28 protein-coding genes and 1 tRNA gene are annotated in these 24,594 nt (G+C 59.1%); 10 read left to right on the top strand and 19 right to left on the bottom strand.

All coding sequences use genetic code 11. From position 1 onward, the window contains the following. The first annotated feature begins 73 nt into the window (after positions 1-73). The 5 genes from AO240_RS27085 to AO240_RS27065 all read left to right on the top strand — a co-directional run bounded on the left by AO240_RS27085 (position 74) and on the right by AO240_RS27065 (position 4,450). Entirely contained in the window at positions 74-310 is a 237-nt protein-coding gene (locus tag AO240_RS27085; RefSeq protein ID WP_099240764.1) for a hypothetical protein, read from the top strand. A 213-nt stretch (positions 311-523) separates the two neighbouring features. Continuing rightward, positions 524-865, top strand: a complete 342-nt coding sequence (locus tag AO240_RS27080) for a ribonuclease E inhibitor RraB (RefSeq protein WP_099240762.1) — start codon at positions 524-526, stop codon at positions 863-865. A 420-nt stretch (positions 866-1,285) separates the two neighbouring features. Continuing rightward, entirely contained in the window at positions 1,286-2,695 is a 1,410-nt protein-coding gene (locus AO240_RS27075; protein ID WP_099240760.1) for a circularly permuted type 2 ATP-grasp protein, read from the top strand. Between the two features lie 4 nt (positions 2,696-2,699). After that, positions 2,700-3,650 carry an alpha-E domain-containing protein gene (locus tag AO240_RS27070; RefSeq protein ID WP_099240758.1) on the top strand — a complete coding sequence of 317 codons (951 nt, stop codon included), beginning with the start codon at positions 2,700-2,702 and terminating at the stop codon, positions 3,648-3,650. Continuing rightward, entirely contained in the window at positions 3,647-4,450 is an 804-nt protein-coding gene (locus AO240_RS27065) for a transglutaminase family protein (RefSeq protein WP_099240756.1), read from the top strand. Before AO240_RS27070 ends, AO240_RS27065 begins: the two co-directional genes overlap by 4 nt. 190 nt (positions 4,451-4,640) lie before the next feature. On the opposite strand, the gene AO240_RS27060 is transcribed toward AO240_RS27065, so the two are convergent. Further along, a complete protein-coding gene (locus AO240_RS27060) occupies positions 4,641-5,447 on the bottom strand; it encodes a cytochrome c (protein WP_099240754.1) in 807 nt (268 codons plus the stop codon). Positions 5,448-6,158: 711 nt separating this feature from the next. Here AO240_RS27060 and AO240_RS27055 point away from each other — a divergent pair. Next, positions 6,159-6,902 (top strand): amidotransferase, encoded by a 744-nt coding sequence (locus tag AO240_RS27055; RefSeq protein ID WP_099240752.1) that lies wholly within the window; start codon positions 6,159-6,161, stop codon positions 6,900-6,902. Here AO240_RS27055 and AO240_RS27050 read toward each other — a convergent pair. The 3 genes from AO240_RS27050 to AO240_RS27040 all read right to left on the bottom strand — a co-directional run bounded on the left by AO240_RS27050 (position 6,880) and on the right by AO240_RS27040 (position 9,581). After that, a complete protein-coding gene (locus tag AO240_RS27050) occupies positions 6,880-7,851 on the bottom strand; it encodes a magnesium and cobalt transport protein CorA (protein ID WP_099240750.1) in 972 nt (323 codons plus the stop codon). The genes AO240_RS27055 and AO240_RS27050 overlap by 23 nt on opposite strands. 100 nt (positions 7,852-7,951) lie before the next feature. Beyond that, positions 7,952-8,674, bottom strand: a complete 723-nt coding sequence (locus tag AO240_RS27045; protein WP_099240748.1) for a 1-acyl-sn-glycerol-3-phosphate acyltransferase — start codon at positions 8,672-8,674, stop codon at positions 7,952-7,954. Positions 8,675-8,888: 214 nt separating this feature from the next. Continuing rightward, positions 8,889-9,581 (bottom strand): crotonase/enoyl-CoA hydratase family protein, encoded by a 693-nt coding sequence (locus tag AO240_RS27040; RefSeq protein ID WP_099240746.1) that lies wholly within the window; start codon positions 9,579-9,581, stop codon positions 8,889-8,891. 336 nt (positions 9,582-9,917) lie between these two features. Here AO240_RS27040 and AO240_RS27035 point away from each other — a divergent pair. The 3 genes from AO240_RS27035 to AO240_RS27020 all read left to right on the top strand — a co-directional run bounded on the left by AO240_RS27035 (position 9,918) and on the right by AO240_RS27020 (position 11,466). Next, positions 9,918-10,007, top strand: a tRNA-Ser gene (locus tag AO240_RS27035). Positions 10,008-10,610: 603 nt separating this feature from the next. Then, on the top strand, positions 10,611-10,817 hold the full coding sequence (locus AO240_RS27025; protein WP_099240743.1) for a hypothetical protein: 207 nt from the start codon (positions 10,611-10,613) through the stop codon (positions 10,815-10,817). A 409-nt stretch (positions 10,818-11,226) separates the two neighbouring features. Next, positions 11,227-11,466, top strand: coding sequence for a hypothetical protein (locus AO240_RS27020; RefSeq protein WP_099240741.1), 240 nt, complete (start codon positions 11,227-11,229; stop codon positions 11,464-11,466). Positions 11,467-11,633: 167 nt separating this feature from the next. On the opposite strand, the gene AO240_RS27015 is transcribed toward AO240_RS27020, so the two are convergent. The 7 genes from AO240_RS27015 to AO240_RS26985 all read right to left on the bottom strand — a co-directional run bounded on the left by AO240_RS27015 (position 11,634) and on the right by AO240_RS26985 (position 16,449). Continuing rightward, positions 11,634-11,903, bottom strand: coding sequence for a hypothetical protein (locus AO240_RS27015; RefSeq protein ID WP_058412304.1), 270 nt, complete (start codon positions 11,901-11,903; stop codon positions 11,634-11,636). Positions 11,904-12,143: 240 nt separating this feature from the next. Next, positions 12,144-13,184, bottom strand: coding sequence for a DMT family transporter (locus AO240_RS27010; protein WP_099240739.1), 1,041 nt, complete (start codon positions 13,182-13,184; stop codon positions 12,144-12,146). A gap of 68 nt (positions 13,185-13,252) precedes the next feature. After that, positions 13,253-13,588 (bottom strand): hypothetical protein, encoded by a 336-nt coding sequence (locus tag AO240_RS27005; RefSeq protein WP_058412301.1) that lies wholly within the window; start codon positions 13,586-13,588, stop codon positions 13,253-13,255. A 101-nt stretch (positions 13,589-13,689) separates the two neighbouring features. After that, positions 13,690-14,043 carry a gamma-glutamylcyclotransferase family protein gene (locus tag AO240_RS27000; RefSeq protein WP_099240737.1) on the bottom strand — a complete coding sequence of 118 codons (354 nt, stop codon included), beginning with the start codon at positions 14,041-14,043 and terminating at the stop codon, positions 13,690-13,692. 17 nt (positions 14,044-14,060) lie between these two features. After that, positions 14,061-14,720, bottom strand: coding sequence for a M24 family metallopeptidase (locus AO240_RS26995; protein WP_099240735.1), 660 nt, complete (start codon positions 14,718-14,720; stop codon positions 14,061-14,063). A gap of 723 nt (positions 14,721-15,443) precedes the next feature. After that, entirely contained in the window at positions 15,444-16,022 is a 579-nt protein-coding gene (locus AO240_RS26990) for a DUF4337 domain-containing protein (RefSeq protein WP_099240733.1), read from the bottom strand. 70 nt (positions 16,023-16,092) lie between these two features. Beyond that, the gene (locus AO240_RS26985; RefSeq protein WP_099240724.1) at positions 16,093-16,449 is read right to left on the bottom strand and encodes a DUF2784 domain-containing protein; all 357 of its coding nucleotides are present in this window, start codon (positions 16,447-16,449) and stop codon (positions 16,093-16,095) included. Between the two features lie 108 nt (positions 16,450-16,557). On the opposite strand from AO240_RS26985, the gene AO240_RS26980 reads away from it, so the two are divergent. Beyond that, the gene (locus tag AO240_RS26980; RefSeq protein ID WP_099240722.1) at positions 16,558-17,247 is read left to right on the top strand and encodes an HAD-IA family hydrolase; all 690 of its coding nucleotides are present in this window, start codon (positions 16,558-16,560) and stop codon (positions 17,245-17,247) included. Positions 17,248-17,393: 146 nt separating this feature from the next. Here the strand turns inward: AO240_RS26980 and AO240_RS26975 are convergent, their stop codons facing one another. The 8 genes from AO240_RS26975 to AO240_RS26940 form a co-directional block, all read right to left on the bottom strand. Further along, entirely contained in the window at positions 17,394-18,110 is a 717-nt protein-coding gene (locus AO240_RS26975; protein ID WP_099240720.1) for an aspartate/glutamate racemase family protein, read from the bottom strand. A 31-nt stretch (positions 18,111-18,141) separates the two neighbouring features. Further along, positions 18,142-18,876 (bottom strand): phosphoadenylyl-sulfate reductase, encoded by a 735-nt coding sequence (locus AO240_RS26970; RefSeq protein ID WP_058412294.1) that lies wholly within the window; start codon positions 18,874-18,876, stop codon positions 18,142-18,144. Between the two features lie 164 nt (positions 18,877-19,040). Then, positions 19,041-19,397, bottom strand: coding sequence for a type II toxin-antitoxin system HigA family antitoxin (locus AO240_RS26965; RefSeq protein ID WP_099240718.1), 357 nt, complete (start codon positions 19,395-19,397; stop codon positions 19,041-19,043). Further along, entirely contained in the window at positions 19,397-19,699 is a 303-nt protein-coding gene (locus tag AO240_RS26960; RefSeq protein WP_099240716.1) for a type II toxin-antitoxin system HigB family toxin, read from the bottom strand. The genes AO240_RS26965 and AO240_RS26960 overlap by 1 nt, the downstream gene beginning before the upstream one ends. Before the next feature lie 221 nt (positions 19,700-19,920). Further along, positions 19,921-21,264 (bottom strand): aminodeoxychorismate synthase component I, encoded by a 1,344-nt coding sequence (gene pabB / locus AO240_RS26955; RefSeq protein WP_099240714.1) that lies wholly within the window; start codon positions 21,262-21,264, stop codon positions 19,921-19,923. A gap of 90 nt (positions 21,265-21,354) precedes the next feature. Beyond that, positions 21,355-22,341, bottom strand: a complete 987-nt coding sequence (locus AO240_RS26950; RefSeq protein WP_099240712.1) for an alpha-L-glutamate ligase-like protein — start codon at positions 22,339-22,341, stop codon at positions 21,355-21,357. Continuing rightward, a complete protein-coding gene (locus AO240_RS26945) occupies positions 22,341-23,873 on the bottom strand; it encodes an inactive transglutaminase family protein (protein WP_058412289.1) in 1,533 nt (510 codons plus the stop codon). Before AO240_RS26945 ends, AO240_RS26950 begins: the two co-directional genes overlap by 1 nt. Before the next feature lie 5 nt (positions 23,874-23,878). After that, a complete protein-coding gene (locus AO240_RS26940) occupies positions 23,879-24,424 on the bottom strand; it encodes an ATP-dependent zinc protease (RefSeq protein ID WP_099240710.1) in 546 nt (181 codons plus the stop codon). Between the last annotated feature and the right edge of the window lie 170 nt (positions 24,425-24,594).

Genomic DNA, 24,594 nt, shown 5'->3' with positions numbered 1-24,594 from the left:
GTGGAACGTTTGCCAAACGCTCAAGGTCCAGATAGTTGTGAGCCCACACACGGGTTTTATCGAGGAGGCACCGATGCAAAAGTGGCAGATTACCTTCGTTGATGATCACGGCGTACAGTCCGTAGAGCAGTTCACCTGCGATCAAAAGCCAACCCTCGAAGATGCGGCGCACATGATTCGCAACAAGCTGGTTCCGGTGGCTGCGGAGCTGGACCTCAATGACCTGGAAGGCCGCAAACCCGAGCCTACGGTCAAGATCCTTAAAGACCAGAACAGTATTCAGATCCTCGAGATCTCACCCGCCGCCTGAACATTCCCTGTTTGCCGTTCAAGCGCCTCTGGTGGAGGTGCCAGGTTCACGCTACTCTGCTATTGAGATCAGCGAATGATTCGCTAAGGTCTGGTCTTGTCAGCTACATGCTTGTTTTCCAGCGGTGATGTCATTGCCGTCGCACCCGCGCCAGTAGGGCGCGGGCTTCGGGAAGCACGGAAAGTCTATCCATCAGTTTGAGGAGGACGTTTCATGAGCACAGCCTATCAAGAAGACATCAGCACCAACGTTCTGCGCCGCATGAAAGAGGGCGGCTTCGACTTCTCACGTTTTCACCCCATCGAGTTCTACGCCATTTTCCCGGATGAGGAACGGGCGCGCAGGGCTGCGGGTCGATTTCGTGGAGAGTCCCTGAACGCCCAGGTCAGAGCGCGCGATGATGGCGCCTGGTACCTGGAACTGAGCAAAATCATGTTCGCAACCTACGACGGCATAGGAGACTTCGAGCAAGATTTTGAAGCGGTGGTCGAGCCGCTGGGCGGGATTATCGAAGGATGGGGCGTCAAGCAAGAGGTGCGTGGGTTACCCATGTAATTCAGCGCATGTTGTATGAAAACCGCAGCGAATCGGCTGACCTTTGGGTCGGCCGATTTTGTGTGTGGTACAGCAAAAATATTCGGAACTTGCGGTGCCATTTTCTGCACCAAAAAAAAGCCACCCAAAGAGGGTGGCCGAAAGGGAAGAGCGTTGCGCTGAAGCCTCAGGACGCGTCCTGTTCAGCAGATGGTGGTGATTATCCGCAAGGGTCGCCGCGCAGTGAAATCAACTCTGACTATGCTGTTGATAGCCAAAGCTCGCATTGCAATGAAGCGCGCGGCGTAAGGGCGGGCATTCTGCGCACCAGGACGGTGCGAGCAGATCTCGGTTGTAATTCAACTAACTGATTCTTAAGTGTTTATGCCGCTGGCACGGGCCTTGCGATGGTTCTTGCGTCCGGGTGACAAGGAGTACGGCATGATCCGCACTTATTACGATGAAATGTACGACGGGGCAGGCCAGGTTCGGCCTCACTACCGCGAGTTCGCCCGCTGGTTGGCCGAAACCCCACCCGAACTGCTGGCACAGCGTCGGCGTGAGGCCGATTTACTGTTCCACCGCGCAGGCATCACCTTCACCCTTTACGGGGATGAGCAGGGCACCGAGCGCCTGATTCCCTTCGACACCATCCCGCGCAGCATTCCGGCGAGTGAGTGGCGGGTGGTCGAACGTGGCTGTATTCAACGGGTCAAGGCGCTGAACATGTTCCTCGCCGACCTGTACCACGATCAACGCATCATCAAGGCCGGGATAATCCCCGCCGAACAGGTGTTGGCCAACGAGCAATACCAATTGGCAATGCAGGGCTTGAACCTGCACCGCGGCCTGTATTCCCACGTCTCTGGCGTCGATCTGGTGCGTGATGGTGACGGCACCTACTACGTGCTCGAAGACAACCTGCGTACACCGAGCGGCGTCAGCTACATGCTTGAAGACCGCAAGATGATGATGCGGCTGTTCCCCGAACTGTTCGCCGCCCAGCGTATTGCGCCGATTGACCACTACCCCAACCTGCTGCTCGACACCCTGAAAAGCTCCAGCCCGCTGGATAACCCCAGCGTGGTGGTGCTGACGCCGGGGCGTTTCAACAGCGCGTTCTTCGAACACGCGTTTCTGGCCCGCGAAATGGGCGTGGAGTTGGTGGAAGGCGCCGACCTGTTCGTGCGCGATGACCGCGTGTTCATGCGCACCACCGACGGCCCCAAAGCGGTGGACGTGATCTACCGTCGCCTCGACGATGCGTTCCTCGACCCGCTGGCGTTCAACCCGGACTCGATGCTCGGCGTGCCCGGCCTGCTCGCGGCGTATCGCTGCGGCAATGTGGTGCTGGCCAATGCGATTGGCACCGGGGTTGCGGATGACAAGTCGGTGTACCCGTTCGTCACCGAGATGATCCGTTTTTACCTGGATGAAGAGCCGATTCTGAAGAACGTTCCGACGTTTCAGTGCCGTAAGCCCGACGAATTGTCCCACGTGCTGGCCAACCTGCCAGACCTGGTGGTCAAGGAAACCCAAGGCTCCGGCGGCTACGGCATGCTCGTGGGGCCAGCGTCTTCAAAGGCCGAAATCGAAGCCTTCCGCGCCCGCATCAAGGCCAAGCCGCATGCCTATATCGCGCAGCCGACCCTGTGTTTATCCACCTGCCCAACCTTTGTCGAAAACGGCATTGCGCCGCGCCACATCGACCTGCGCCCGTTCGTCTTGTCCGGCAAGGAAACCCGTGTGGTGCCCGGCGGCTTGACCCGCGTGGCCCTGCGCGAAGGTTCGCTGGTGGTCAACTCGTCCCAGGGCGGCGGCACCAAAGACACCTGGGTGGTCGAGGACTGATGACATGTTGAGTAGAACTGCCTCGGATTTGTACTGGATGTCGCGCTACCTGGAGCGCGCGGAAAACCTCGCGCGCATGCTCGATGTCAGCTATTCGCTGTCGCTGATGCCCCAGGATGGGCGCGGTGATGGCCTGCATGAATTGGCCATGCCGCTGTTGATCACCGGCACGCTGGAGGATTACCACGCGCGCCACGGTGAACTGCATGCCGAACGCCTGCTGCACTTTTTTGCGCTGGACGCGGCCAACCCGGCCAGCATCTACAGTTGCCTCGGCGCCGCGCGGGCCAGCGCGCATGCGGTGCGTGGGCGAATTACCGCCGACATGTGGGAAAACATCAACGCCACCTGGCTGGATATTCGCGAGATCGCCCAGCAAGGGCTTAGCCGTTATGGCATGAGCCGCTTCTGTGAGTGGGTCAAGGAGCGTTCGCACCTGTTCCGGGGCGCCACCTACGGCACCATCATGCGTAACGATGCCTTCCGTTTTATCCGTTTGGGCACGTTTATCGAGCGCGCCGACAACACCCTGCGCCTGCTCGACGCGCGCTACGAAATGGCTGGCGATCAAGTCGCAGCGGTCACCGATGGCACCGCCCACGCTTACTACCAGTGGAGCGCGTTGCTGCGTGCGTTGTCGTCGTTCGAGGCCTACACCGAGATTTATCGCGACGCTCCCGGCGCCCGGCAAGTGGCCGAACTGCTGCTGTTGCGCGCCGATGTGCCGCGTTCGCTGCGCGCATGCAGCGAGGAGATCGACCAGATCCTTGCCAGCCTGCCCGGCCTTAATGGCCGCCCGGCGCAGCGCCTGGCCGCCGAGATGGACGCACGCCTGCGCTTTACCGCCATCGACGAAATCCTCGAGGAAGGCCTGCACGCCTGGCTGACCGACTTCATCCCCTTGGTCCGCCAGTTGGGCGACGCCATCTACAGTTCCTACCTGGAGGCCGCATGAGACTCTCCATCAGCCACGAAACCACCTACCACTACGAAGACAAGGTGCGCGCGAGCATTCAGTACCTGCGCCTCACGCCACACGACAGCGAGCGCCAGCACGTCATCAGTTGGCAGCTCGACCTGCCGCGCCCGGTGCGCGCGCAGGTCGACCCGTTCGGCAACATCCTGCATGTGCTGACCCTGGACGAACCCCACGATGCCATCATCATCGGTGCGCGTGGCCAAGTGGATATTGATGAGTTGCGCGAGGCCGAACACGAAAGCCAGTCGGCGTTCCCGTTCCTGCGCAGCACCCGCCTGACCGAGCCCGACGAGGCCTTGCGGCGCTTCGCCGCGCAGCACTGCCACCAACGTCGCGACCGCACCGCGTTGATCGACCTGATGCATGCGCTCAACCAATCGATGGTCTACACGCCCGGCGCCACTGAAGTCGACACCTGCGCCGCCAAGGCCTTCGCCGGGCGTGCAGGCGTGTGCCAGGACCACACCCATGCGTTCCTGGCGTGCGCGCGCAGCCTGGGCATTCCCGCGCGGTATGTGTCGGGGTATTTGTACACCGAAGACAGCACCCATCTGGCCAGCCACGCCTGGGCCGAAGCCTGGTTGGATGACGCCTGGTACAGCTTTGACGTGACCAACCAACTGGCCCGACCGGAGCGGCATTTGAAACTGGCGGTGGGCCTGGATTATTTGGACGCGTGCCCGGTACGCGGCATGCGCCGTGGCGGCGGGCACGAGCAGATGCACGCCAAGGTGTTCGTAGCGCCGACGCCGGTGGTGTCAGTGCAGCAGCAGTAGGGCGCGGGTGCCGCGGGCAGCCGGCTTGTTGTGATGATCTGACGTGGTGTGAAAATCAGGCTTTTTGTGAAGATCTGACTTGTTTTGAAGATCAGGCTTTTTGTGGCGAGCGGGCTTGCTCGCCACAGAAGCCCGTTCTCCACAGAAACCTGCTCTCCCTACAAGCCCGGCCTGGTCAGACTAGAACCTTTCAAGGCTGTTGCTTGCGCCCCGCCATATGCTTCAAATACCCCAGCAACAAATCCAGCTCGCCGTCAGGCAGCACGCTGGCTGCGAACGCCGGCATTTTCGCCTGTGGCCACTGCCGCAGGCTTTGCGGGTTGCGGATATAGCGCTTGAGAAAGTCGCCACTGAAATACTCCGTGGGGTTATAGGGAATATTCAGGTCCGGCCCCACGTGCGCATCACCCGCACCATTCAGGCGGTGGCACGCCAGGCAGTTTTTCTGGAACACCAAAAACCCCTGGTTAATCGGATCATTCGCGGCCAACGTCGGGTCCGGCAGCAACGCCGGAAAGCGCTCGGCCAGCGTCTTCAACTGCTTGATCCCCACGATCTGGAACGGCCACTGTTCCGGGCCGATTTTTCCTGCCTGCGGATCGGTCCACACCAGATAAAACGGCCCCGCACTCGGCTTGCCCTCCGCCAGTGCCGGCCAAGGGTTTGCCGGGTCTTCCACCGCCAACCAGGCACGCGCGCCGTGCGTTTGCAGCAGCGGCGCAGCCGTCAGCTCTGCCGCAAAACCATCGAGTGCCACGGCCTGCAGATGATTGGCAGGCGTCAGGCCGGGTAACAGCGCCGCCAACGGCACTGCGCGATAGGTCATGTTGCGCTTGTAGGAAACGTCATCGGTGATCTGCACCGTTTGCACATCCGGGTGCGTGAGCAGATCAGCGGTCTGCCAGGTCGTGCTGGTGTGGTCCAGCTCAATGGTCAATTGCGCGGCCCACGCGGGCAGGGCCAGCAGGGCTGCGAACAAGGCGAGGATCGGTTTCAAGAGGGCGCCCTTTCTAAGTGGCGATGAGGCGAATGCCAGCCGAAATTTATACGTAAAAAGGCAGCCCCTGCAACAGGACCGCTATTCGCAATGTCCCGGCAGGTGCTGCCAAAAGCTGCAGTCCTGGTGCACGGTGTGCACGGAAGGTGAGGGTCGGGCCGTTAACCAATGATTTTGGTTAAGTTGGGCAAAATCAGAATCAGTGTGGTGGCGAAAAGAATAAGTCCCGCCTGACGTACTTTCGAATGTTTGAACATGGCTGACTGCCTTTTGTTGTTATTCCTGAGCGTCAAACGCGTGTCGGAGAATTCCAGTATCGCGATATGACGTTGCACTTTTCTTACAGCTACTCCGGCAAAACCCGGCAGCAACTTCCTTACTGATTGAACCTTAGAGCCCTCGTTCTTCGCGCCTTAGATCCATTTCGTATCAACGGGTAATTTTTTTCGCTAAAAAATGCATGAGGCCTATCGCCATATTCGCGCCAATGCCTCGGCTAGACAGCTAAAACGATTAATCAGCGGTTTGCGGTGGCTGCCTACCGTTCGTCCGAGTGATCAGGTCAACAGCAACCAGCGCCTTCGCCAATGAAACCGTGTCAATCGGGCTGTGGCGCCGATCGCAAAGTGCATCCGCCGGGGTTGCGTTGGCAGGGTATTTCAAGGCAGGCTCTGAGCTGTTCATTATTCCAATCACTGTGTCAGGTATTTTATGTCGCTACGCGTCTGTATCCTGGAAACCGATATCCTGCGTCCAGGCTTGATCGATCAATACCAAGGGTATGGGCAGATGTTCAAAAGCCTGTTCTCCAAACAGCCGATCGCCGCAGAATTTGTCATCTACAACGTGGTGCAGGGCGAATACCCGTCGGATGATGAAGTGTTTGATGCGTACCTGATCACCGGCAGCAAGGCCGATTCTTTCGGCAGCGACCCGTGGATCCAGACCCTCAAGACCTACGTGCTCGACCGCTACGCGCGCGGTGACAAGTTGCTGGGCATCTGTTTTGGTCATCAATTACTCGCGCTGCTGCTGGGCGGTAAAACCGAACGCGCGAGCAAGGGCTGGGGCATCGGCATTCACGACTATAAGCTCAACGCCAAGGCACCCTGGATGAGCCCGGTGGTGGAGGAGCTGACCCTGTTGATCAGCCACCAAGACCAAGTGACCCACCTGCCGGACAATGCCACGGTGATCGCCTCCAGCGATTTTTGCCCATTTGCCGCGTACCACATCGAAGACCAAGTGCTGTGCTTTCAGGGCCACCCGGAATTCATCCACGACTATTCCCGTGAGTTGCTTGAGATTCTTCAGACAACGCTGGGCGAAAAGGTCTACACCAATGGTGTTGCCAGCCTGGCGCGCGACCACCACGGCGCCACCGTGGCGGAATGGATGATGCGCTTTGTCGCGCACACGCCACGCGCGGCGGTTAAAGCCAGCCCGAACGCTTGAAGCTGGCCCACAAACTGGTGCAGCCCACGCCAATAAACCCGAGCACCGCAAAATAGCCGTAGTGCCATTGCAGCTCGGGCATGTTCTGAAAGTTCATCCCGTAAATCCCCGCCACCGCCGTAGGGAACGCCAGGATTGCCGCCCACGCGGCGAACTTGCGTTGCACCACGCTCTGCCGCGAAGCCTCCAGTAACACGCCGATCTCGATGGTTTCGCTGGCAATATCGCGCAACGTGGCAAGGTCTTCCATTTGCCGCGTGACGTGGATCTGCACATCGCGAAAATACGGGCGCATGTTCTTGTCGATAAACGGGAAACTCAGTTTCTGCAGTTCCTCGCTGATCTCCACCATCGGCGCTACATACCGGCGCAAGCGCAGCACGTCGCGGCGCAGGCCGTGGAGGTTCTGAATGTCACGCTCGTTCAACGAATTGCACAGCACGTTGCGCTCCAGCTCATCGATCTCCGCGTGGATCGCCTCGCTGACCGGCTGGTAGTTCTCGGTGACAAAATCCAGCAGCGCATACAGTACGAAATCTTCCCCATGTTCCAGTAACAGCGGCCGCGCCTCACAGCGCTGGCGCACATAGCCGTAGGACGCTGAGTGACCGTTGCGGGCGGTGATGATGTAGCCCTTGCCGGCAAAAATATGCGTCTCGATAAACACCAGTTTGCCGTTGTCGCGCACCGGTGAGTAAGTGACGATAAACAGCGCGTCGCCGAAGGTTTCAAGCTTCGGGCGGCTGTGCTTTTCCAGCGCGTCTTCGATAGCCAATTCATGCAGGTTGAACTGGCGTTGCAGGTTATTCAGCTCCTGCTCATTGGGCTCTTCCAGGCCGATCCACACAAAGTGATCGGGTTTGGCGGCCCAGGCCGCGCCTTCGTCGAGGGTAATATCAGTAACTTTCTTACCGGCGCTGTACACGGCGGCCGCAACAACTCTACCCATGGTGCTGATCGCTTCTGATTGGGAGGACAGGAGTTGGGCAGCTTAGCCTGAATGGCGTTCCATTGGTGCGTGTAGGTGGGCGCTTTTTGTGGCGAGTAAATCAGTCGGTTTTCAGCTGACGGTCCAGCGCTGCGATAGCCTCATTCATCTGCTCCTGGCAGCTCTGCATCAGGCGTGGGACGTCATCCGAAGTCAGTCCGGCGGTAGGAATTGGCGGCAACGAGCGTATGAGTACATCACCACTGTTCCAGCGATTAAGCCGCATGTGGGTCACATAATTGCTCACGCACACCTGCACGATCGGCACGCCGGCCGTAATCGCCATATGAAACGCGCCTTTCTTGAACGGCAACAGGCCCTTGCCCACGTTACGCGTGCCTTCCGGGAACACCCAAATCGAGGTGTCCTCGTGCTGCAAGGTATGGGTGGTGGTGAGCATCGCGCGGCGAGCCTTGTGCGCGTTGCCGCGGTCGATCAACACATTGCCCGCCAGCCAGAACAACTGGCCAAACAACGGCACCCATTTCAGGCTTTTTTTGGCGATACACACGGTGCGATGAGGCACCACGGTGCCGAGCACAAACAGGTCATAGTTGGACTGGTGGTTGGCGATGATCACACACGGGCCAGGCTTGTTACGCAGGGAGTCGACATCAGCCTTGACGTTTAAACGCAACATCCACATCGCAGGAATTGCGTATAAACGCGCGCACAGGCGACTGTTGTCCGGGTTGAACGGCCGGCAGATCCCTAACAGCACGCCCAGCACACCGGCAAGCATAAAGTGCAGGCTCATCAACAACATACGTAACAAAAAAAGCATCGATACGGCCCATCGGGACAAAAGTTGGCGCAGTGTACGGACGTGCACTGTGTTCGGCAATTGCCCCTACGGACGTAGGAGATAGGCGATGTTTAAGCACATGTTTCAGCGTATGCAAACACCACCCGGCCAGAGCGGCTAAAGAGGTTTCGGATTTTTTTGTAAGAAAAAGCCCAACTCAAGGTTGGGCTCCAGCGCAGCACATGCAACGGTGTCAGCTCAGGATATGGCCCTGATCCTGGATGATTGCATCATCCAACGCTTCCAGCAGCGCCTTACGCACCTTCAATTTGGTCTGCTTGTGAGCGGTCATGTTGATCTTTTTCAACTGCCGCGCCGCTTCCAGCGCCGCTGCGTGTAGCGCCTCCGGTGCCACCACCTTATCGAGGAAGCCAGCACCCAACGCGCCCTGCGGGTCAAACATCTCGGCATTGATCACCGACCGATGAAACGCCGACTTGCGCAGGCGATCACGTGCCAACTCGATACCGGCATGGTGCATGGTCATGCCAATCGCCACTTCATTCAGGCCAATACTGAACGGGCCTTCCACACCAATCCGATAATCCGCCGACAGCAACAGGAACGCGCCCTTGGCCACCGCATGCCCAGGGCACGCCACAATCACCGGAAACGGGTGCGACAACAAACGACGCGCCAACGTCGAGCCCGCCGTCACCAGCCCGATTGCCTCTTTAGGGCCAGCCGTCATCACCTTCAAATCATAACCACCCGACAGAATGCCCGGCGTCCCGGTGATGATCACCACCGCCCGATCCTGCTCGGCCCGATCCAGCGCCGCATTAAACTCGCTGACCACCGCCGGAGAAATGGCATTCACCTTGCCGTTGCTCAAGGTCAGGGTCGCGATACCGTCTTCGAGGTGGTAAGCAATCAACTCACTCATGACGCGGTTCCTTGTAAGGCTTGTTATAAAGAGGCTGTTTATAGCCATGCATACACAGACGTTACCCACCACGCCCGCCCCGGTAAAGCGCCGTGACTGACTGCCCAGTCAGGCGTTTGCCGCATCGCCAAGGGTAGACGGCCCGGAGCAGGGCGCAGCCGCCGTCCCAAACGCACAGCGCCGGTGCCCGAGAATGGCACAATCGCCACCCCTCGCTGAGCGGGTAGCTGCATTACTGTCTAAGCGCATGAAAATTCTCAAAAAAACCTTTGCCATCAGAAAGGCTTTCGACTACATTAGCGCGCCTCGACAGACTGAACTGGTTTGACGAGATACGGTGAAGTGTCCGAGTGGCTTAAGGAGCACGCCTGGAAAGTGTGTATACAAGAAATTGTATCGAGAGTTCGAATCTCTCCTTCACCGCCATATTATGTAAACACAAACCCCTGATTTTCCTAGAGAAAGTCGGGGGTTTTTGGTTTTTGGTACGCCCAAAAAGGCTCCATGGGACCACCATGGGACTGGCGCGCTATTTTGGTGCGAAAAGCGGACAGTCGTAGAAAAGGTTACAAAGGGCAGTCATAAGCCGAATTCAGGGAGATAGCGCAGTGGATTACATAAGGCGCTTCATTGAAAAGCACAGATACGGAAGGTGGAAAGAGATACTGATTGGCTATGCCATTTTGTGTCTGCTGTCAGCAGTCGCCTCCGCATGGGGGAGTCGCCACTTTCTTTCGTCCTTTGCGCTCTGGACTCTTACACATGCTCTCTACCTGCCCGTCTTGTTTCTTTGCCTAGGACTTTCTATCTGGATAGGGATGTACGCTGGCAGAATGTCCAAGCTGACGGTAATTGGCTGGGTTGTGGGCATAGCTGTATTCGCGATTGTGGGTTGGATGATCCCAGACCTGGTTAGCAAGGTCCCGGGTATTGGCTGGCGGTTCATGGCTGTTCTTAATTCCCAGAATTCCGACTACTAGCAAATCAAGGAAGTACTACACTCTGCCGTCATCACAAGGAGTAGTACCTATGCAGTTGCATGAAGTGGAAGAAGTGAAGTCGGTGTCGACAACCAGCGCAGCCAATCAGGCATTGTCCGAAGGCTGGACCCTGATTGCAGTTGTGTCTGACAGCGATGGAGGGGCGCGCTATGTGTTTGGCAAGTCCGAGCAAGCGACCAAGGCCCCGATGAAAATTTCGGCCGCCGCTCTGGCCAAGGCCAACGAAGGGCTGTAAGTGCGTTACGAATAACGCCACATTATGTAAACACACACCCCTGACTTTCCTAGAGAAAGTCGGGGGTTGTGGTTTTTGGCATCCCCAAAATAGGCCTACGGGGCTGGCGTTTTATAAGCAGGGACGAGCTGATGATTAAAAGAGACCGCTCAATCTGCGCCAGTTGATGCTTCGAACCTGCCGCGAAACGTCATCAAACCCGACTCGACATCGGCAAGGGTCATTCGCCCCACTATTGAAAAGCTCTAACGCTGGCTCCCGCAGATTCGGCCAAATCAAACAGTAATTTTTAAGAATTTTCTTAAAGGATCTCACCATTCACCTTGCTACGCTGGAAAGTGAAAACCGTGTTGGAAACGCGGCTATTCATAGACTTTAATTACGCGTGAAAGGAACCACGACCTTGCCTATGATCGACAGTAAACCGCTCAAACCCGCCAGTGATGCCTATCAGTCAGCCCGCCACGCCTGGGATGCGTCCATATCAGCGCTGGCCAAGGCTAATGTCGGCGAGACGCCGCCGCTGGAGATGCAACGGTTGCACGACGATGCGCGGCAAACGCTTGAGGCGGTATTTGCCGCAGGTGCTGAACTGGCTGAGGAAGTGGCAAAAGCCATCGGCCAAGCCGAGCGTGCCGCGAGGGAGTGACCTGCAGGATTTCCAATCGCTGGTTGCCCGCGCCACGAATCATCTTATGGAAACGTGCAGGTTCATTTCCGGCGCATCACCCCCCAATATCGGATAAAAAAACCCCTGGTTTCGGGAGAAATCAGGGGTTTTGTGTTTATGGATTTTGAAAGTGTGCGGTTGTTAGATCACTCGCGTGGCATATCCATCCGCCGCGCAATGACATCGAGCAAGTCGCACCCGTCGCGCAGGGGAACTGAGCAGAGCAACGCGAAATCGCTGAGTACGACGGCATCAGTACTTATTTCACTGCGTAGTGCAAGGTTCTCAAGGACTTGGGTGACCGCCCGAAGCCTGCAAGTAGCGGCGTCGAGGAGTATTTCCAGCGGCACGGTGGTGTCGATAAAAAGGGCAGGGGTGGCGCTGTCGTTGCTGGTCAGGGCGATGTATTGGTTCACGGGTGACTCCATTAAGACAAAGATAAATAACAACGAAGCTTTTTCACGAGCCACGGCCAAAAACGGCAGTCGCCTGGAATAACGTCGTTTGCATTCCGTCTTGTAGTCGAGTCGCCAAACCCGGCCGCCTTGTGGGCGACCGCGTGACTATAGGCTCGGCAATTTTGAAGCGACAGGCCGACGCTTCCGAATGGAGTGTAGGACGTTGCCCAAATCTGTTGGTTTGATACGCGCCCAGCCTCAATGCCGGTGCCGATGATGCACATCCGGAAAATGTGCATGGCTATGCCGCGTCACGCTGTGCACATGCACATGGCTATGCGGCTCTGCCGAATCCCACTCAAACCCATGCTCATGCTGATGGTGTTCATCGTGCACATGCCGATGCGCATGTTCCGTAGCCTCGTGTTGATGCTCATGCGCGTGGCGTTCCGTCAGGTGCAGCCACACGCCCACGGCCATCAACGCCGAGGCAATCCAGAACGCCACGGTCACCGACTCGCCGAACGCCAGCAAGGCCACCGCCGCACCGAGGAACGGTGCTGTCGAGAAGTACGCACCCGTGCGCGCACTGCCCAGCCCGCGTAACGCCAGCACAAACATCACCAGGCTGATGCCATAGCCCAGAAACCCGACCAACAGGATAGGCGCCAACTGCGCCACACTTGGAATCTGCGCGCCGAGGTACAGCGCCAAACTGCAATTGACCCACCCTGCAATCAGGCCTTTGGCGCCAGCGATAAACAGCGCGTCGCCGGCTGAAACTTTGCGCGTGAGGTTGTTATCAATCCCCCAGCACACACACGCCAGCGCAACGGCAAACGGCCCGGTCCAATCCTGATGTGTTCCGCCACCGTCGGCCCACGACAACACCACGCCGCCGAGCACGATGGCGAGCATCCCGAGGACGATTCGCCGGTCGGCGTTTTCTTTAAACACCAGCCAGGCGATTACGGCGGTCAGTACCGATTCAAGGTTGAGCATCAGGGAGGCGGTCGCGCCAGCGGTGCGGGTCAGGCCGAACATCAACGCGACCGGCCCGAGGATGCCGCCGAACGCGATGGCGCCGATCAGCCAGGGCCATTCAGAAGGTGTCAGTCCGCTGGGTTTCCAGCCGCGATCACGCAAAAGGCGCACGCAGGCGAGGCCTATGCCGCTGCCGAGGTAAAGCAGGCCGGCGAGTAGCACGGGCGAGAGGCCCAGGCCGAGGCTTTTGGCGAGCGGGGTGCTGGCGCCGAACAGGGCGGCGGCGGCGAGTGCGTAAAGAATGCTGAGGTTCATGGGCCGTCCTCGAAAGTCTGGCCCATGATACGTCGCTTGCCAGGGTCAGCGCCTTGGCAAGTTCACACTTATTGCGCGGTTTTCAGCTTGATTACGTCACCCGAAATCTTGGTGGTGTAACCGCTCAGCACCCAAGCCCAGAACCAGTTTTCCTGTACTTGGGTGTTGATCAGCGCGTCGCCGCCTTTGGCCTTGATGGCTGCAGTCTGGGCGCGTACGAAACGGCTGTTCTGGCCGATCGGGATAATCCCGAACAGCATGATGCCGGTGGCGCTGGCTTCACTGTGGCCCAAAACGGTGTATTGGCTGCTGTCGTACTGCGGGGATTTGATGGCGGTGCCGGTGCAGCCTGCGAGGGTGAAACCAAGAACGGCTGCTGCAACCACTTTACTGACGTACTTCACGGGGTAACTCCATGGGCAAAAATCGAGACTCAATTCTCGAAAGCGCGCCACTCTAATCGCCGCGCTGGCGGATTGAAATCACTTCCCCGCAATTTTCATCTTCAGGCTTGCACGTACACCCACGCGGTCAGCCCCGACGCCAGCGCCACCGACACGCGTTTGTAGTCCGACACTTCGTAAGCATCCGCCGCCGCAAGCTCCTCTTGGTTGATCTGAAAGACGCTGCCTTCAACGCTGGCCGCCGGTTCGGTGGTGGGCGCGACGATAGGGTGATGGGTTTTGCCGCTGGTGGCGAGTACGTCGGGGTCGGTGATTTCTACCCAGCTTTGCGAATAGCCGAGCATCGCGTAGTGTTGGCCGACCAGTTCGCGGCCGAAGTTGGCGAGTTGTACGGCTTTGTCTTGCAAGGTGCCGTAGGAAAACAACAGCACAGGGAATTGGGTGGAGTGTTCCATGGGTAGTCCTTAAAGGGTCAGGCGAGTAAGTCTTCGTAGAAGGCGCCGTAGGGCTTGCTTGGGTGGGCGATCTGGATTTCCAGGATCCACAGCCCGGCATTCGGGTAATGCTCGAACTGGCCGAGGTCGCCGCCGCGATGGATGGCGTGCGGGAAGTCGCTGACGCGGTGGCCTTTGATGTCGAGGTTCAGTTGCCAGCCCATGGCGTGCGCCTGTTCTTCGGCGTAGCGGTAGAGTTCGAGGCCTGCGAGCCGGTCGTTTTTCCAGCGCGATTGTACGCGGTCGAAGAGTGCTTTGGCGGCGCTGGCGCAGGCGATCATTTGCGCGTCGTTGCCGGTGCTGAACGTGGCCCCGGCGTCACCTTCGTGGCCCTGCCACACGGCGCCCATGTCGATGAAAAAAATATCGTTTTCGCCGAGCACCGGGTCGCCTTCGGAGCGTTGCTTGAAGGTCTTGAGGGTATTGGCGCCGAATCGCACCAGCAGTGGGTGCCAGATGCGCTGCATGTCGAGGTCGGCAAGCACTTGCTTGCCCAGCTCGCGCGCTTCGGATTCAAGCATGCCGGGGCGGATGCGCTGGGCGAGCTGTTCGATGGCTTGCCAGGTCATCGCTTGGGCATAACGCATGGAGTCGATGGTGTAGGCGGCGCCCACGGCTTCTTTGGGTTGTGCAGTCACCGGTATGTCCTCAAATCAGGCTGTGCTGGTCGTTATTTCTTTTACTATATAGCGATGCGATGGCAGAGCCCAACTTGAAGATAACAGCGTTCAAGGTGATAGCGCCGTTGTTGTTGTTGTTGTTGTTGTGGCGAGCGGGCTTGCTCGCGTTGGGCTGCGTAGCGGCCCCTTTTGAGACGAATGCACTGTGTCAGGCATCCCTCGGTGAATGGTTTTGGGGCTGCTGCGCAGCCCAACGCGAGCAAGCCCGCTCGCCACAGGGGAGGGTGTCTGGCTTTGGGATTTGTGTATCGCGGGCTGGCCGGCTTTCACGTTTAGAGGTGCAGACCCACGGCCACGCCACCGGCCTTGTGGCGAGCGGGCTTGCTCGCGTTGGGCTGCGAAGCGGCCCCTTTTGAGACGAATGCGCTGTGTCAGGCATCCCTCGGTGAATGGTTTTGGGGCTGCTGCGCAGCCCAACGCGAGCAAGCCCGCTCGCCACAGGGGAGGGTGTCTGGCTTTGGGTTTTGTGTATCGCGGGCTGGCTGGCTGGCTTTCACGTTTAGGGGGCAGACCCAAGCCAGGCCACCGGCCTTATGGCGAGCGGGCTTGCTCGCGTTGGACTGCGAAGCGGCCCCTTTTGAGACGAATGCGCTGTGTCGGGCATTCCTCGGTGAATGGTTTTGGGGCTGCTGCGCAGCCCAACGCGAGCAAGCCCGCTCGCCACGGGGGAGGGTTATGCGTTTAGAGGTGCAGCCACGCCAGGCTGCCGAGCACCACGGCGAGGCCGCCTGCGGTGTATGACATGCGCTTCAACCATTCCTTGCGCGTCAGCAAGGTGATTGCCGCCAACGAAATCGCGATCTGAATCGCAGTCATCGCCTGTGCCCAGCGGTGGTGCTGGTGCAGCGCTTCTTCGGATTTCTCATCCCAGGCCTTTGAGGTGGCCTCAAGCTTCTCGGCTTGCTGGCGCACCTGTTCTTTCTGGCTCTTGTAGCGCTCAATTTCGTCCTTGTAATGCGCAGCATCAACCCCCGGAATATGCGTGGCCAACTCCGCCAGGTTTTGTCGGCTGGATTTGGCCTGGTAGTAGTTCCATTGGTTGGCAGCTTCGGTCTTGATGATGGCGGCGTTGTTTTTGTCCATCGCCGCTTCGCTTTCGGTGGAGCCGGCCTGGTAGCTGAGCATCGCGCCCAGGGTGGCCATCAGCGCGGTCATCACGGCGATGCGGCTGGCGAAATTGTCGCCCCGGCCGTGGGCATGTTCGGTGGTGTGTTCGATGTGTTTTTCGTGGGGGCTGGGGACTTCAAAGGCTTCGGACATGGGCGCGTCTACGAACGGAATGAGGGAGACTGATTCTTCACCAGCCAAGCTGTCTCAAACCTGTCCAGGCCTAGGCTTTTTTGATCAATCGCACATACACCGCGATGTTGATCACCACCACCACCGTTCCCAGCATCAATTGAATGTTCGGGGTCAGCCCTGCGGGATAAATCAGCGCGAGAATGTAGTGCTCGATAAACCCGCCGCCGTAGCCGTCTTGCCCGGCGAGGTGGCGAAAGAGGTTTTCCCAGCGGGTCAGCGGGCAGGGCAGGTGGAGCATTTCGACCGCAATGCCCCACGCCACCGCCGGTAGGTGCAGCCACAGCACTGGGCGCCACTTGAGCGCAAGCAGGCCGCCGAACAGCACGAACAGAATAAAACTCAAGTGGAACAGCACCAGGCTGTCGGCGGCTAGACGGTAGAGCATCACGGGCACTTCAAAAGGGCAGGCGCACAGTCTAAAGGGTTGCTTGCCGGTGAGCGTGGCCGTTATTGTGCTGAATCCTTTTTGTCTTCCGCTCAAGGTTTTGTTGTGATGAATGCACCGCGTACTGCAGTCGGTCCGATCAAGGCCGTGATTTTCGATATGGACGGGTTGTTGCTGGATACCGAAGGCATCTACACCGAAGTCACACAGATCATCGCCGAACGTTATGGTCGTACCTATGACTGGGGGATCAAGCAGCACATCATCGGCCGTGGCGCCCAGGACTTGGCCGAGTACGTGGTCAAGGCCCTGGGTTTGCCGATCACGCCGGCTGAGTTTCTGAAAATTCGTGAGCCGTTGATGAGCGAGCGGTTCCCCAAGGCGTTGGGCATGCCTGGCGCCGAGGCGTTGGTGCGCCACTTGAAGGCGCATAACATCCCCATCGCGGTGGGCACCAGTTCGTCGCGCAATTCGTTTGGCCACAAAACCACGTTGCACCGCGAGTGGTTTAGCCTGTTCGGCACCATCGTCACCGCTGACGACCCGGAAGTCGGCGCCGCCAAACCCTCGCCGGACATCTTCCTGACCGCCGCGCGCCGCCTGGGCGTAGCGCCGCAGGATTGCCTGGTGTTCGAGGATTCGCCGTTCGGTGTAACCGCCGCGAAGGCCGCCAACATGACCGCCATCGCCGTGCCGGATGAAGCCATGGCCGACAGCAAGTACCACCACGCCGACCAGATCATCCGCAAACTCGCAGACTTTGATCTCGCAGCCTACGGCCTGCCGCCCCTGCGCTAAGGTGGAAGGGGGCTCGCGCCCCCTGTTGCCGTGCCGCTTGAAACCTACGCGCTGAAATCGCCATCAATGGTCCGGCTGGCCGCGGTGACGTAACCAGCTTGCGGCCCTGTGGGAGCCGGGCTTGCTCGCGATGGCCGCGCCTCGGTTCAGCGCGGCCAACCGATGATCTTTTTCGGGCGTGGCGTGGCATAGGTCCTGATCTTCGACGTCGACAACCCCAACCGCACCAGCGATTCGGCAATGGTCACTGCCGCCGTCACGCCATCCACTACCGGCACGCCGGTGCGCTGGCGAATCTGTTCATCCAGCCCGGCCATGCCGCCGCAGCCCAGGCAGATTACCTCAGCCTTGTCATCACGGATGGCCAGTTCCGCCTGGCGCACGATGGCTTCCATTGCGGCCAGCGGGTCTTCTTCCAGTTCCAGCACCGCCATGCCGCTGGCGCGCACCGAAGCGCAGCGCTGGTACAGGCCTGCAAGTTTCAGGCGGTCCTCGATCAGCGGCACGGTGCGGTCCAGGGTGGTAACCACCGAATAGGCATGCCCCAGAAACATGGCGGTGCTGGCGGCGGCCTCGGTGATGTCCACCACCGGCACGTTGAGTAATTCCTGCAAACCTTCACGGCCGTGTTCGCCGTAACCTGCCTGAATCACCGCATCAAACGGCTGGTCGTAGGCCATCACCCGGTCCATCACCGCGATGGCCGCCAGGTAACTCTCAAAATTGCCCTCTACCGATTCGGCGCCAAAGTACGGCGTGAGCCCGACAATCTCGGTGCCTGGCGAGGCCACGGCCCGGGCCTGCTGGGCGATGGTTTCGGTGATGGATTCAGTAGTGTTGACGTTGACCACGAGGATGCGCATGAACTGCCCCTGGTTGATGACTGGCGTTAGCTCACGCCTTGCTGATGATATTCCCGGCGTGCAACCCGCACTCCTTTTGTGTGGCTTCTTCCCACCACCAGCGGCCTTCGCGCTCGTGCTGGTTCGGCAGCACCGGGCGGGTGCAGGGCTCGCAGCCAATGCTGATAAAACCGCGCTCATGCAGGCTGTTATACGGCAGCTCCAGCATGCGGATGTAACCCCAGACTTCCTCGCTGGTCATCTGCGCCAGCGGGTTGAATTTGTACAGGGTGCGTTCCGCGGTCGAGAACGCCGTGTCGATTTCCAGCGCCGCCACCTGGCTGCGGGTGCCGGGGCTCTGGTCGCGGCGTTGGCCGGTGGCCCAGGCACTCACGCCGGAGAGTTTGCGCCGCAGCGGCTCAATCTTGCGCACGCCGCAGCATTCGCCATGGCCGTCCTTATAGAAGCTGAACAGGCCCTTTTGCTTGACGAACGGTTCCAGCTTGCTTTGGTCCGGCGAAATCAGTTCGATGTCGATCTTGTAGAACTCGCGCACCTGCTCGATAAACCGGTAGGTTTCCGGGTGCAGGCGGCCGGTGTCGAGGCTGAAGACTTTGACCTGCTTGTTCAGCTTCCAGGCCATGTCTACCAGCACCACGTCTTCGGCACCGCTGAAGGAAATCCACAGGTCATCACCGAACTGGCTGAACGCCAGTTTGAGAATGTCCTGGGCGGATTTGTTGGCATAAGTCGCGGCGAGTTCAGCGACGTCGAAGGCTTGGTTCATCAGCACGGTTCCTGCAGGTCAGTGGCGCTTGGCGCTCTATAGGGGAACGATGGTATCAAAAACCGCCTTGCGTTGCGGTGGCGAGCTTGAATCGGCCGTTGAGCCTGCAGGGGATGGGGTGGGGCTGATGGTCTCATCGCGAACAAGCCCCACATTTGAATGTGTCAAGCCTCTGCGAGCAGGCGCTCGTAAGGAATGCGCAGGCCGGCGTGCAGACGCTTGATCATCGACAAGCTCAGCTTGCGCTTGTGGTTCAACACTTCGGAAACGCGCCCGCTCGTGCCTATAAAGGGCTCAAGGTCACGCGCGGTAAGGCCTAATTGCTCCATGCGAAATTTAATCGCTTCCACCGGGTCCGACGCCGGCATTGGAATATGTTCCGCCTCGTACTTCTCAATAAGCACGGCAAGAATTTCCAGCTCGTCGCCCTCGGGTGAGCCGAGGGCGGCTCCCCATAGCTGCTCCACGCGCGCCAGGGCAGCGGCCAGATCTTCTTGGGAATGAATCGGTTTGATGTTCATTACACGGTCTCCGCGTTGATCTGATCGTACTGGGCATGGGTGCCTACAAAGCGTATGAACCCAAGCTGTCGCTGATAATCGATCGCTATGATTACTCGATACTTGTTGCCGCCCACGTTGAATACAACCCTGCCGCTTTTAAGAATGCTCGCGGTTCTGAGCGCGGCCTTGAGTGCTTGTGGTGTCGGGTAAAGGGCCTTTTCCAGATGCCGATACAGCTCAGCCAGCGGCGTTTTCGCATCCGCATAAGCGGGGTGGCTTTCCCAGAAAATTCGCAGGGTAGATAAAGCGATTATGCGCATCGCTGGCACCTCCCAATACGGGAGATATTAGGTGTGGTTCGGAGGATATGCAATCCCGGAAATAATTTCTGACGAGTAGGCAGTCGCTTCATGTGATCCTTCACAGACGGCGGATGAACTGCCGGACGCTATCCTCCGGCTGATACTGCGTCCACCGCCGTTCTGATTCAGGCTTTTGCCAGTGTTCGGCTCAAGGTTGCACAGCCAGCAAGTGCGGGGCGCTACAGGCTTTCCAAAGTGTGTAACAACACGCGCACCTTGGTCAGCGACTCCTGATATTCCGCTTCCCACTGCGAGTCGGCCACAATTCCGCCGCCGCCCCAGCAGCAGACCTGCCCATCCTTGGCCAGCAGGCTGCGAATCGCGATAGAACTGTCCATCTCGCCGCGCACGTCCAGGTACACCAGCGAACCGCAGTACAACCCGCGTCGGGTCGGCTCCAGCTCGTCGATGATGTGCATCGCGCGAATCTTCGGGGCGCCGGTGATGGAGCCGCCGGGGAAGCTGCCGGCAATCAGGTCGAGCGCGTCTTTATCGTCGGCCAACTCGCCGGTCACGCTGCTCACCAAGTGGTGCACGTTGGGGTAGCTTTCGAGGCTGAACAACTCCGGCACCTTCACCGAGCCCGTGCGGCAGGTGCGGCCGAGGTCGTTGCGCAGCAGGTCGACGATCATCAGGTTTTCTGCGCGATCCTTGGGGCTGGCCAGGAGTTCGGCGGCGTTGGCGGCGTCTTCTTCGGGCGTCAAGCCGCGCGGGCGAGTGCCTTTGATCGGCCGGGTTTCGACCTGGCGTTCGCTGATCTTGACGAAGCGCTCCGGCGACAGGCTCAGCACCGCGCCGTCATCCGGCAGGCGTTGGAAGCCGGAAAACGGCGTAGGGCAGGCTTCACGCAGGGCGCAATAGGCGACCCACGGATCGCCGCTGTACGGCGCGCGAAAGCGCTGTGCGAAGTTGACCTGGTAGCAATCGCCCGCCTGAATGTAGTTCTGGATGCGCACGATGGCTTCACGGTAAGCCTCGGCAGTCAGGTCCGGGGCCATTGGGCCTTGCAGTTTAAACGTCGCGGGTGTGTCTACAACGCGCTGGCTGAACAACGCGATCAACCGTTGCCGGTGGCTGTCAGCCAGCGAGGGGTGAAACACCAGTTGGCTGGTCTGCGCCTGGTGATCGCTGACCAGCGCCCAGGCATACAACCCAAAGCGCGCATCCGGCAGGTGCAAATCGTCTACGGCCGGGTGTGGCATTTGCTCCAGGTGCCGGCCAAAGTCGTAGCTCAGGTAGCCGATCAAGCCGCCGGCAAACGGAAGCTCGTAACCTGCGGGCAGCGCCGCTTTACCCAACTGCGTCAGATTTTTGCGCAGTCGTTGCAGGAAATCACTTCCGCTTTCGTCAGGCGCTACCGTCAACGTCGTTTCTGGCCAGGCGCTCAGCACGTCATAACGCCCGCGCTCGGCAACCGGGCGGCCGCTGTCTAGAAGCACGGCGCCTGGGGCATGGCGAATCGTCGCAAAGTACTCTGCGGGGTTGGCCCGATAGGGCAGCGGGTGTACGGAACAGGTCGACATGCGGGGTGGATCAGCCGTTGACGTGGGGGAGGCGATTGTAGTCTCCCGAAGGGTTTGGTCCTAGAGCCCGCTCCCACATTGGATGGGTGTTCAGCCTTCAACCGGCGGGATGTGTCCAAACATCTCTTGCGCAAAATTCACCCGTTCTTGCGGGGTCTCCGTCACGCCGGCGACTTTTAATGCCTCCAGGCGCGCTTCCACCGCATGCGTGCGCAGGGTCAGGCCGCAGTCGTTGGCGATCTGGATATTCAGCCCCGGCCGCGCATTCAGCTCAAGAATCAGCGGGCCTTTTTCCTGGTCCAGCACCATGTCTACGCCGATATAACCGAGCCCGCACAGCTCGTAGCAACTGGCGGCGAGCTTCATGAAACCGTCCCAGTTGGGCAATTGCACGCCGTCCACCGCGTTGGTGGTATCGGGGTGTTTGGTGATGATGCTGTTCAACCAGGTGCCGCGCAGGGTCAGGCCGGTGGCCAGGTCGACGCCCACGCCAATCGCGCCCTGGTGCAGGTTGGCCTTGCCGCCGGACTGGCGGGTCGGCAAGCGCAGCATGGCCATCACCGGATAGCCCATCAGCACGATGATGCGGATGTCCGGCACGCCTTCGTAACTGATGCTCTTGAAGATCTGGTCGGGCACCACGCGGTATTCGATCAGCGCGCGGTCACGGTGGCCGCCCAACGAATACAAGCCGGTGAGGATGCTGGAAATCTGATGCTGGATTTCCTCGTGGGTCAGCAACTTGCCCGACACCGTGCGATAGCGCCCCTCAAAACGGTCGGCGATCACCAGGATGCCGTCACCGCCAGCGCCTTGCGCCGGCTTGATCACGAAGTCGGTGCGCCCTTTGAGGATGTCTTCGAGCTTGTCGATTTCTTTTTCGGTAGAAATGATCCCGTACATTTCCGGCACATGAATACCGGCCGCGATCGCCCGTTCCTTGGTGATGATCTTGTCATCCACAATCGGGTACAGGCTGCGCTTGTTGTACTTGAGCACATAGTCGGCGTTACGCCGATTGATGCCCATAATCCCCCGCGCTTCGAGGGCCTTCCAGGTCTTCCAGAAGCCGAACATTACTGGTCAGCCTTCAAGAAGGCTTTGAAACGCACCAGCTCGGTCAGGCGGTAGCCGCGATAACGACCCATGGCCAGCATGAAACCCACCAGAATCAGCAGGATCGCCGGGAAGGTGAACACAAAGTAGATCAGCTCCGGCACGCTCATGATGATGTGCGCGAGCGATGCGGCGAACAGCGTACCAATCGCCACTTTCAGCGCATGGTTGGCGCCGCGCTCTTCCCAAGTGATCGACAGGCGTTCGATGGTCATGGTCAAAATCACCATCGGGAACAGCGCCACCGACAGCCCGCGCTCCAGGCCCAGCTTGTGGCTGAACAGGCTGATGGCCGCAATCAGCACCACCACGAAGGTCAGTACCACCGACAGCCTCGGCAGCATCTGCAGCTTCAAGTGTTCCAGGTACGACCTGAGCGATAAGCCCAGCGCGGTAATAATCGTAAACAGCACAATGCCGAAGCCCAATTGCGTCTCGCGAAACGCCAGGGCGATCAGCACCGGAGTAAAGGTGCCCAGCGTCTGCAGGCCGATCAGGTTGCGCAGGATCAGAATCACCAGCACGCCAATCGGGATCATCACCATGATCATGAAGGTCTGCTGGGTCTGCAGCGGCAGGCCGTACAGCGAGTATTCGAGGAAGTTGGCGTCGGTGTTTTCGTCGGTCAGCTTGGCCAGGCGAATCGCGTTCATTTCGCTGTTGTTGAGACTGAAGGTCACCATGGCTTTTTTGCCGCCGTCGACGGTGATCAGGTTTTCATCGCCGGTCCACCACAACAGGCGGTCAGACGGCAGGCCTTGCTCGCCGGTCTCCGGGTTGAAATACAGCCAGTCACTGCCATTGAAGCTGCGCAACCACAGTTCCGGGGTTTGCGGCTGGTCGGCGACCAAACGAATGGTGTGGACTTTTTCGACCGGTACATGCGCGATGGACAGCAGCAGCTCGACGATCTTGGCCTTGTGCGGCGTCGACGGGTCGCCCGCCAGCAGCAGTTTCACGTTGTCGTCGCTGAGGTTGTTGGTGCGCTTGATGGCTTCGGTGATAAAGGTTTCGACGTCGGCCGAGTGCTGGCGGATCGGCGCCAACAGGGCTTCGGCGGCGATTTTTTCGGGGCCTTCCACCGCGATGCTGTCACGGAAGGTCGGGCCTTTGATCTTGACCTTTTCGCCGCTGTAACGCTTGGTCAGCACCAGCCGGTAATACAGCGTCTGGTTGCCCTTGGCGCGGCGGGCCGACCAGGTGACCTTGCGGTTACCGTCAGTGCGGTTGACGCTTACGCCGTAATTGTTCGAGATGAAACTTTCATTGAGGCTGACGAAGTCGCGGCTCAGCGGCGGCACGAACATCGTGATTTTTACCGGGTCTTTGGGGTTGGCGACGAACTCGACCTTGGCGTCGATGTTCCACAGGTCGTCGGTGGCGTCCTCGGTGACGGGGATCCCCAGCACGAAAATCTGGTAGGCGGTGACCGAAATACCCAGCACCACCAAAATGGTGATGAGGATTTTCAGGTGCAGGGTCAGAGAGCGCATTCAGTTTACTCGGCGGTATGAGCGTCGGCGGCGCAGGCGGGTTTGCCCGCTGCGTATTTAAGACTGGGGTCAACCAGCGCATCAAAGCGTTTCAAGGCTTCGGAGCCGATCAGCAGCGGATATTGGAATGCACTGCGGTCAGTCAAGTTCACTTCGATGCTGCGTAAAGCGCTGCCCATGCAAATGTCCAGGGCGATCACTGGGCGGGCGGTGTAGTTCTTGTCCTCATCGGGGTCGTAATCACCGGCGCGGCGCTTGATTTTGCTCACGCGTGCCAGCGGGCGTTCGATGGGGTGGGAATGGGCGGTGTCGATGGCCAGGTAAAAGCGTACCCAGGATTCGCCGTTGCGCTTGAACCGCTTGATGTCGCGGGCGCTTAACGACGCGGTTTTGGCGCCAGTGTCGAGTTTGGCCGCCACTTCCAGGTCGATGCCTGCCAGTTTGGCGTATTCGTTCAGGCCATACACGGTCTTCTCGGCGCCAACGCAGAGTGCCGGTAGCAGCGCCGGTATGGACAGTAGGCAAAACAGGGGGAAGGGCTTGAGTCTCATAGATCCCGGGGCAGTGCAGTGCGATGTTCCATTCATGGCGACTGGCATTGCTGCGCAATCTCTGGTGCGCCGGTTCATCAAGTGATGTCAGGCAAAAGCGGCGGGCATTCTAACATGATGCTTTTTCGGCGCCAGCGCTGGCAGGCGGCCATGCCCGATTAAGTGCAGAA

This window comes from Pseudomonas sp. ICMP 460 (assembly GCF_002723595.1).
In the GTDB taxonomy this organism is placed as follows: domain Bacteria; phylum Pseudomonadota; class Gammaproteobacteria; order Pseudomonadales; family Pseudomonadaceae; genus Aquipseudomonas; species Aquipseudomonas kitaguniensis.
The sequence above is the reverse complement of the archived record's forward strand: the minus strand, read 5'-3'. Positions and strand labels throughout refer to the sequence as shown.

Coding starts and splice junctions, on each gene's coding strand:
- AO240_RS27085 (WP_099240764.1), top strand. CDS start 74: ATGCAAAAGTGGCAGATTACCTTCGTTGATGATCACGGCGTACAGTCC.
- AO240_RS27080 (WP_099240762.1), top strand. CDS start 524: ATGAGCACAGCCTATCAAGAAGACATCAGCACCAACGTTCTGCGCCGC.
- AO240_RS27075 (WP_099240760.1), top strand. CDS start 1,286: ATGATCCGCACTTATTACGATGAAATGTACGACGGGGCAGGCCAGGTT.
- AO240_RS27070 (WP_099240758.1), top strand. CDS start 2,700: ATGTTGAGTAGAACTGCCTCGGATTTGTACTGGATGTCGCGCTACCTG.
- AO240_RS27065 (WP_099240756.1), top strand. CDS start 3,647: ATGAGACTCTCCATCAGCCACGAAACCACCTACCACTACGAAGACAAG.
- AO240_RS27055 (WP_099240752.1), top strand. CDS start 6,159: ATGTCGCTACGCGTCTGTATCCTGGAAACCGATATCCTGCGTCCAGGC.
- AO240_RS27050 (WP_099240750.1), bottom strand. CDS start 7,851: ATGGGTAGAGTTGTTGCGGCCGCCGTGTACAGCGCCGGTAAGAAAGTT.
- AO240_RS27045 (WP_099240748.1), bottom strand. CDS start 8,674: ATGCTTTTTTTGTTACGTATGTTGTTGATGAGCCTGCACTTTATGCTT.
- AO240_RS27040 (WP_099240746.1), bottom strand. CDS start 9,581: ATGAGTGAGTTGATTGCTTACCACCTCGAAGACGGTATCGCGACCCTG.
- AO240_RS27025 (WP_099240743.1), top strand. CDS start 10,611: ATGCAGTTGCATGAAGTGGAAGAAGTGAAGTCGGTGTCGACAACCAGC.
- AO240_RS27020 (WP_099240741.1), top strand. CDS start 11,227: ATGATCGACAGTAAACCGCTCAAACCCGCCAGTGATGCCTATCAGTCA.
- AO240_RS27010 (WP_099240739.1), bottom strand. CDS start 13,184: ATGAACCTCAGCATTCTTTACGCACTCGCCGCCGCCGCCCTGTTCGGC.
- AO240_RS27000 (WP_099240737.1), bottom strand. CDS start 14,043: ATGGAACACTCCACCCAATTCCCTGTGCTGTTGTTTTCCTACGGCACC.
- AO240_RS26990 (WP_099240733.1), bottom strand. CDS start 16,022: ATGTCCGAAGCCTTTGAAGTCCCCAGCCCCCACGAAAAACACATCGAA.
- AO240_RS26985 (WP_099240724.1), bottom strand. CDS start 16,449: ATGCTCTACCGTCTAGCCGCCGACAGCCTGGTGCTGTTCCACTTGAGT.
- AO240_RS26980 (WP_099240722.1), top strand. CDS start 16,558: ATGAATGCACCGCGTACTGCAGTCGGTCCGATCAAGGCCGTGATTTTC.
- AO240_RS26975 (WP_099240720.1), bottom strand. CDS start 18,110: ATGCGCATCCTCGTGGTCAACGTCAACACTACTGAATCCATCACCGAA.
- AO240_RS26970 (WP_058412294.1), bottom strand. CDS start 18,876: ATGAACCAAGCCTTCGACGTCGCTGAACTCGCCGCGACTTATGCCAAC.
- AO240_RS26965 (WP_099240718.1), bottom strand. CDS start 19,397: ATGAACATCAAACCGATTCATTCCCAAGAAGATCTGGCCGCTGCCCTG.
- AO240_RS26960 (WP_099240716.1), bottom strand. CDS start 19,699: ATGCGCATAATCGCTTTATCTACCCTGCGAATTTTCTGGGAAAGCCAC.
- pabB (WP_099240714.1), bottom strand. CDS start 21,264: ATGTCGACCTGTTCCGTACACCCGCTGCCCTATCGGGCCAACCCCGCA.
- AO240_RS26950 (WP_099240712.1), bottom strand. CDS start 22,341: ATGTTCGGCTTCTGGAAGACCTGGAAGGCCCTCGAAGCGCGGGGGATT.
- AO240_RS26945 (WP_058412289.1), bottom strand. CDS start 23,873: ATGCGCTCTCTGACCCTGCACCTGAAAATCCTCATCACCATTTTGGTG.
- AO240_RS26940 (WP_099240710.1), bottom strand. CDS start 24,424: ATGAGACTCAAGCCCTTCCCCCTGTTTTGCCTACTGTCCATACCGGCG.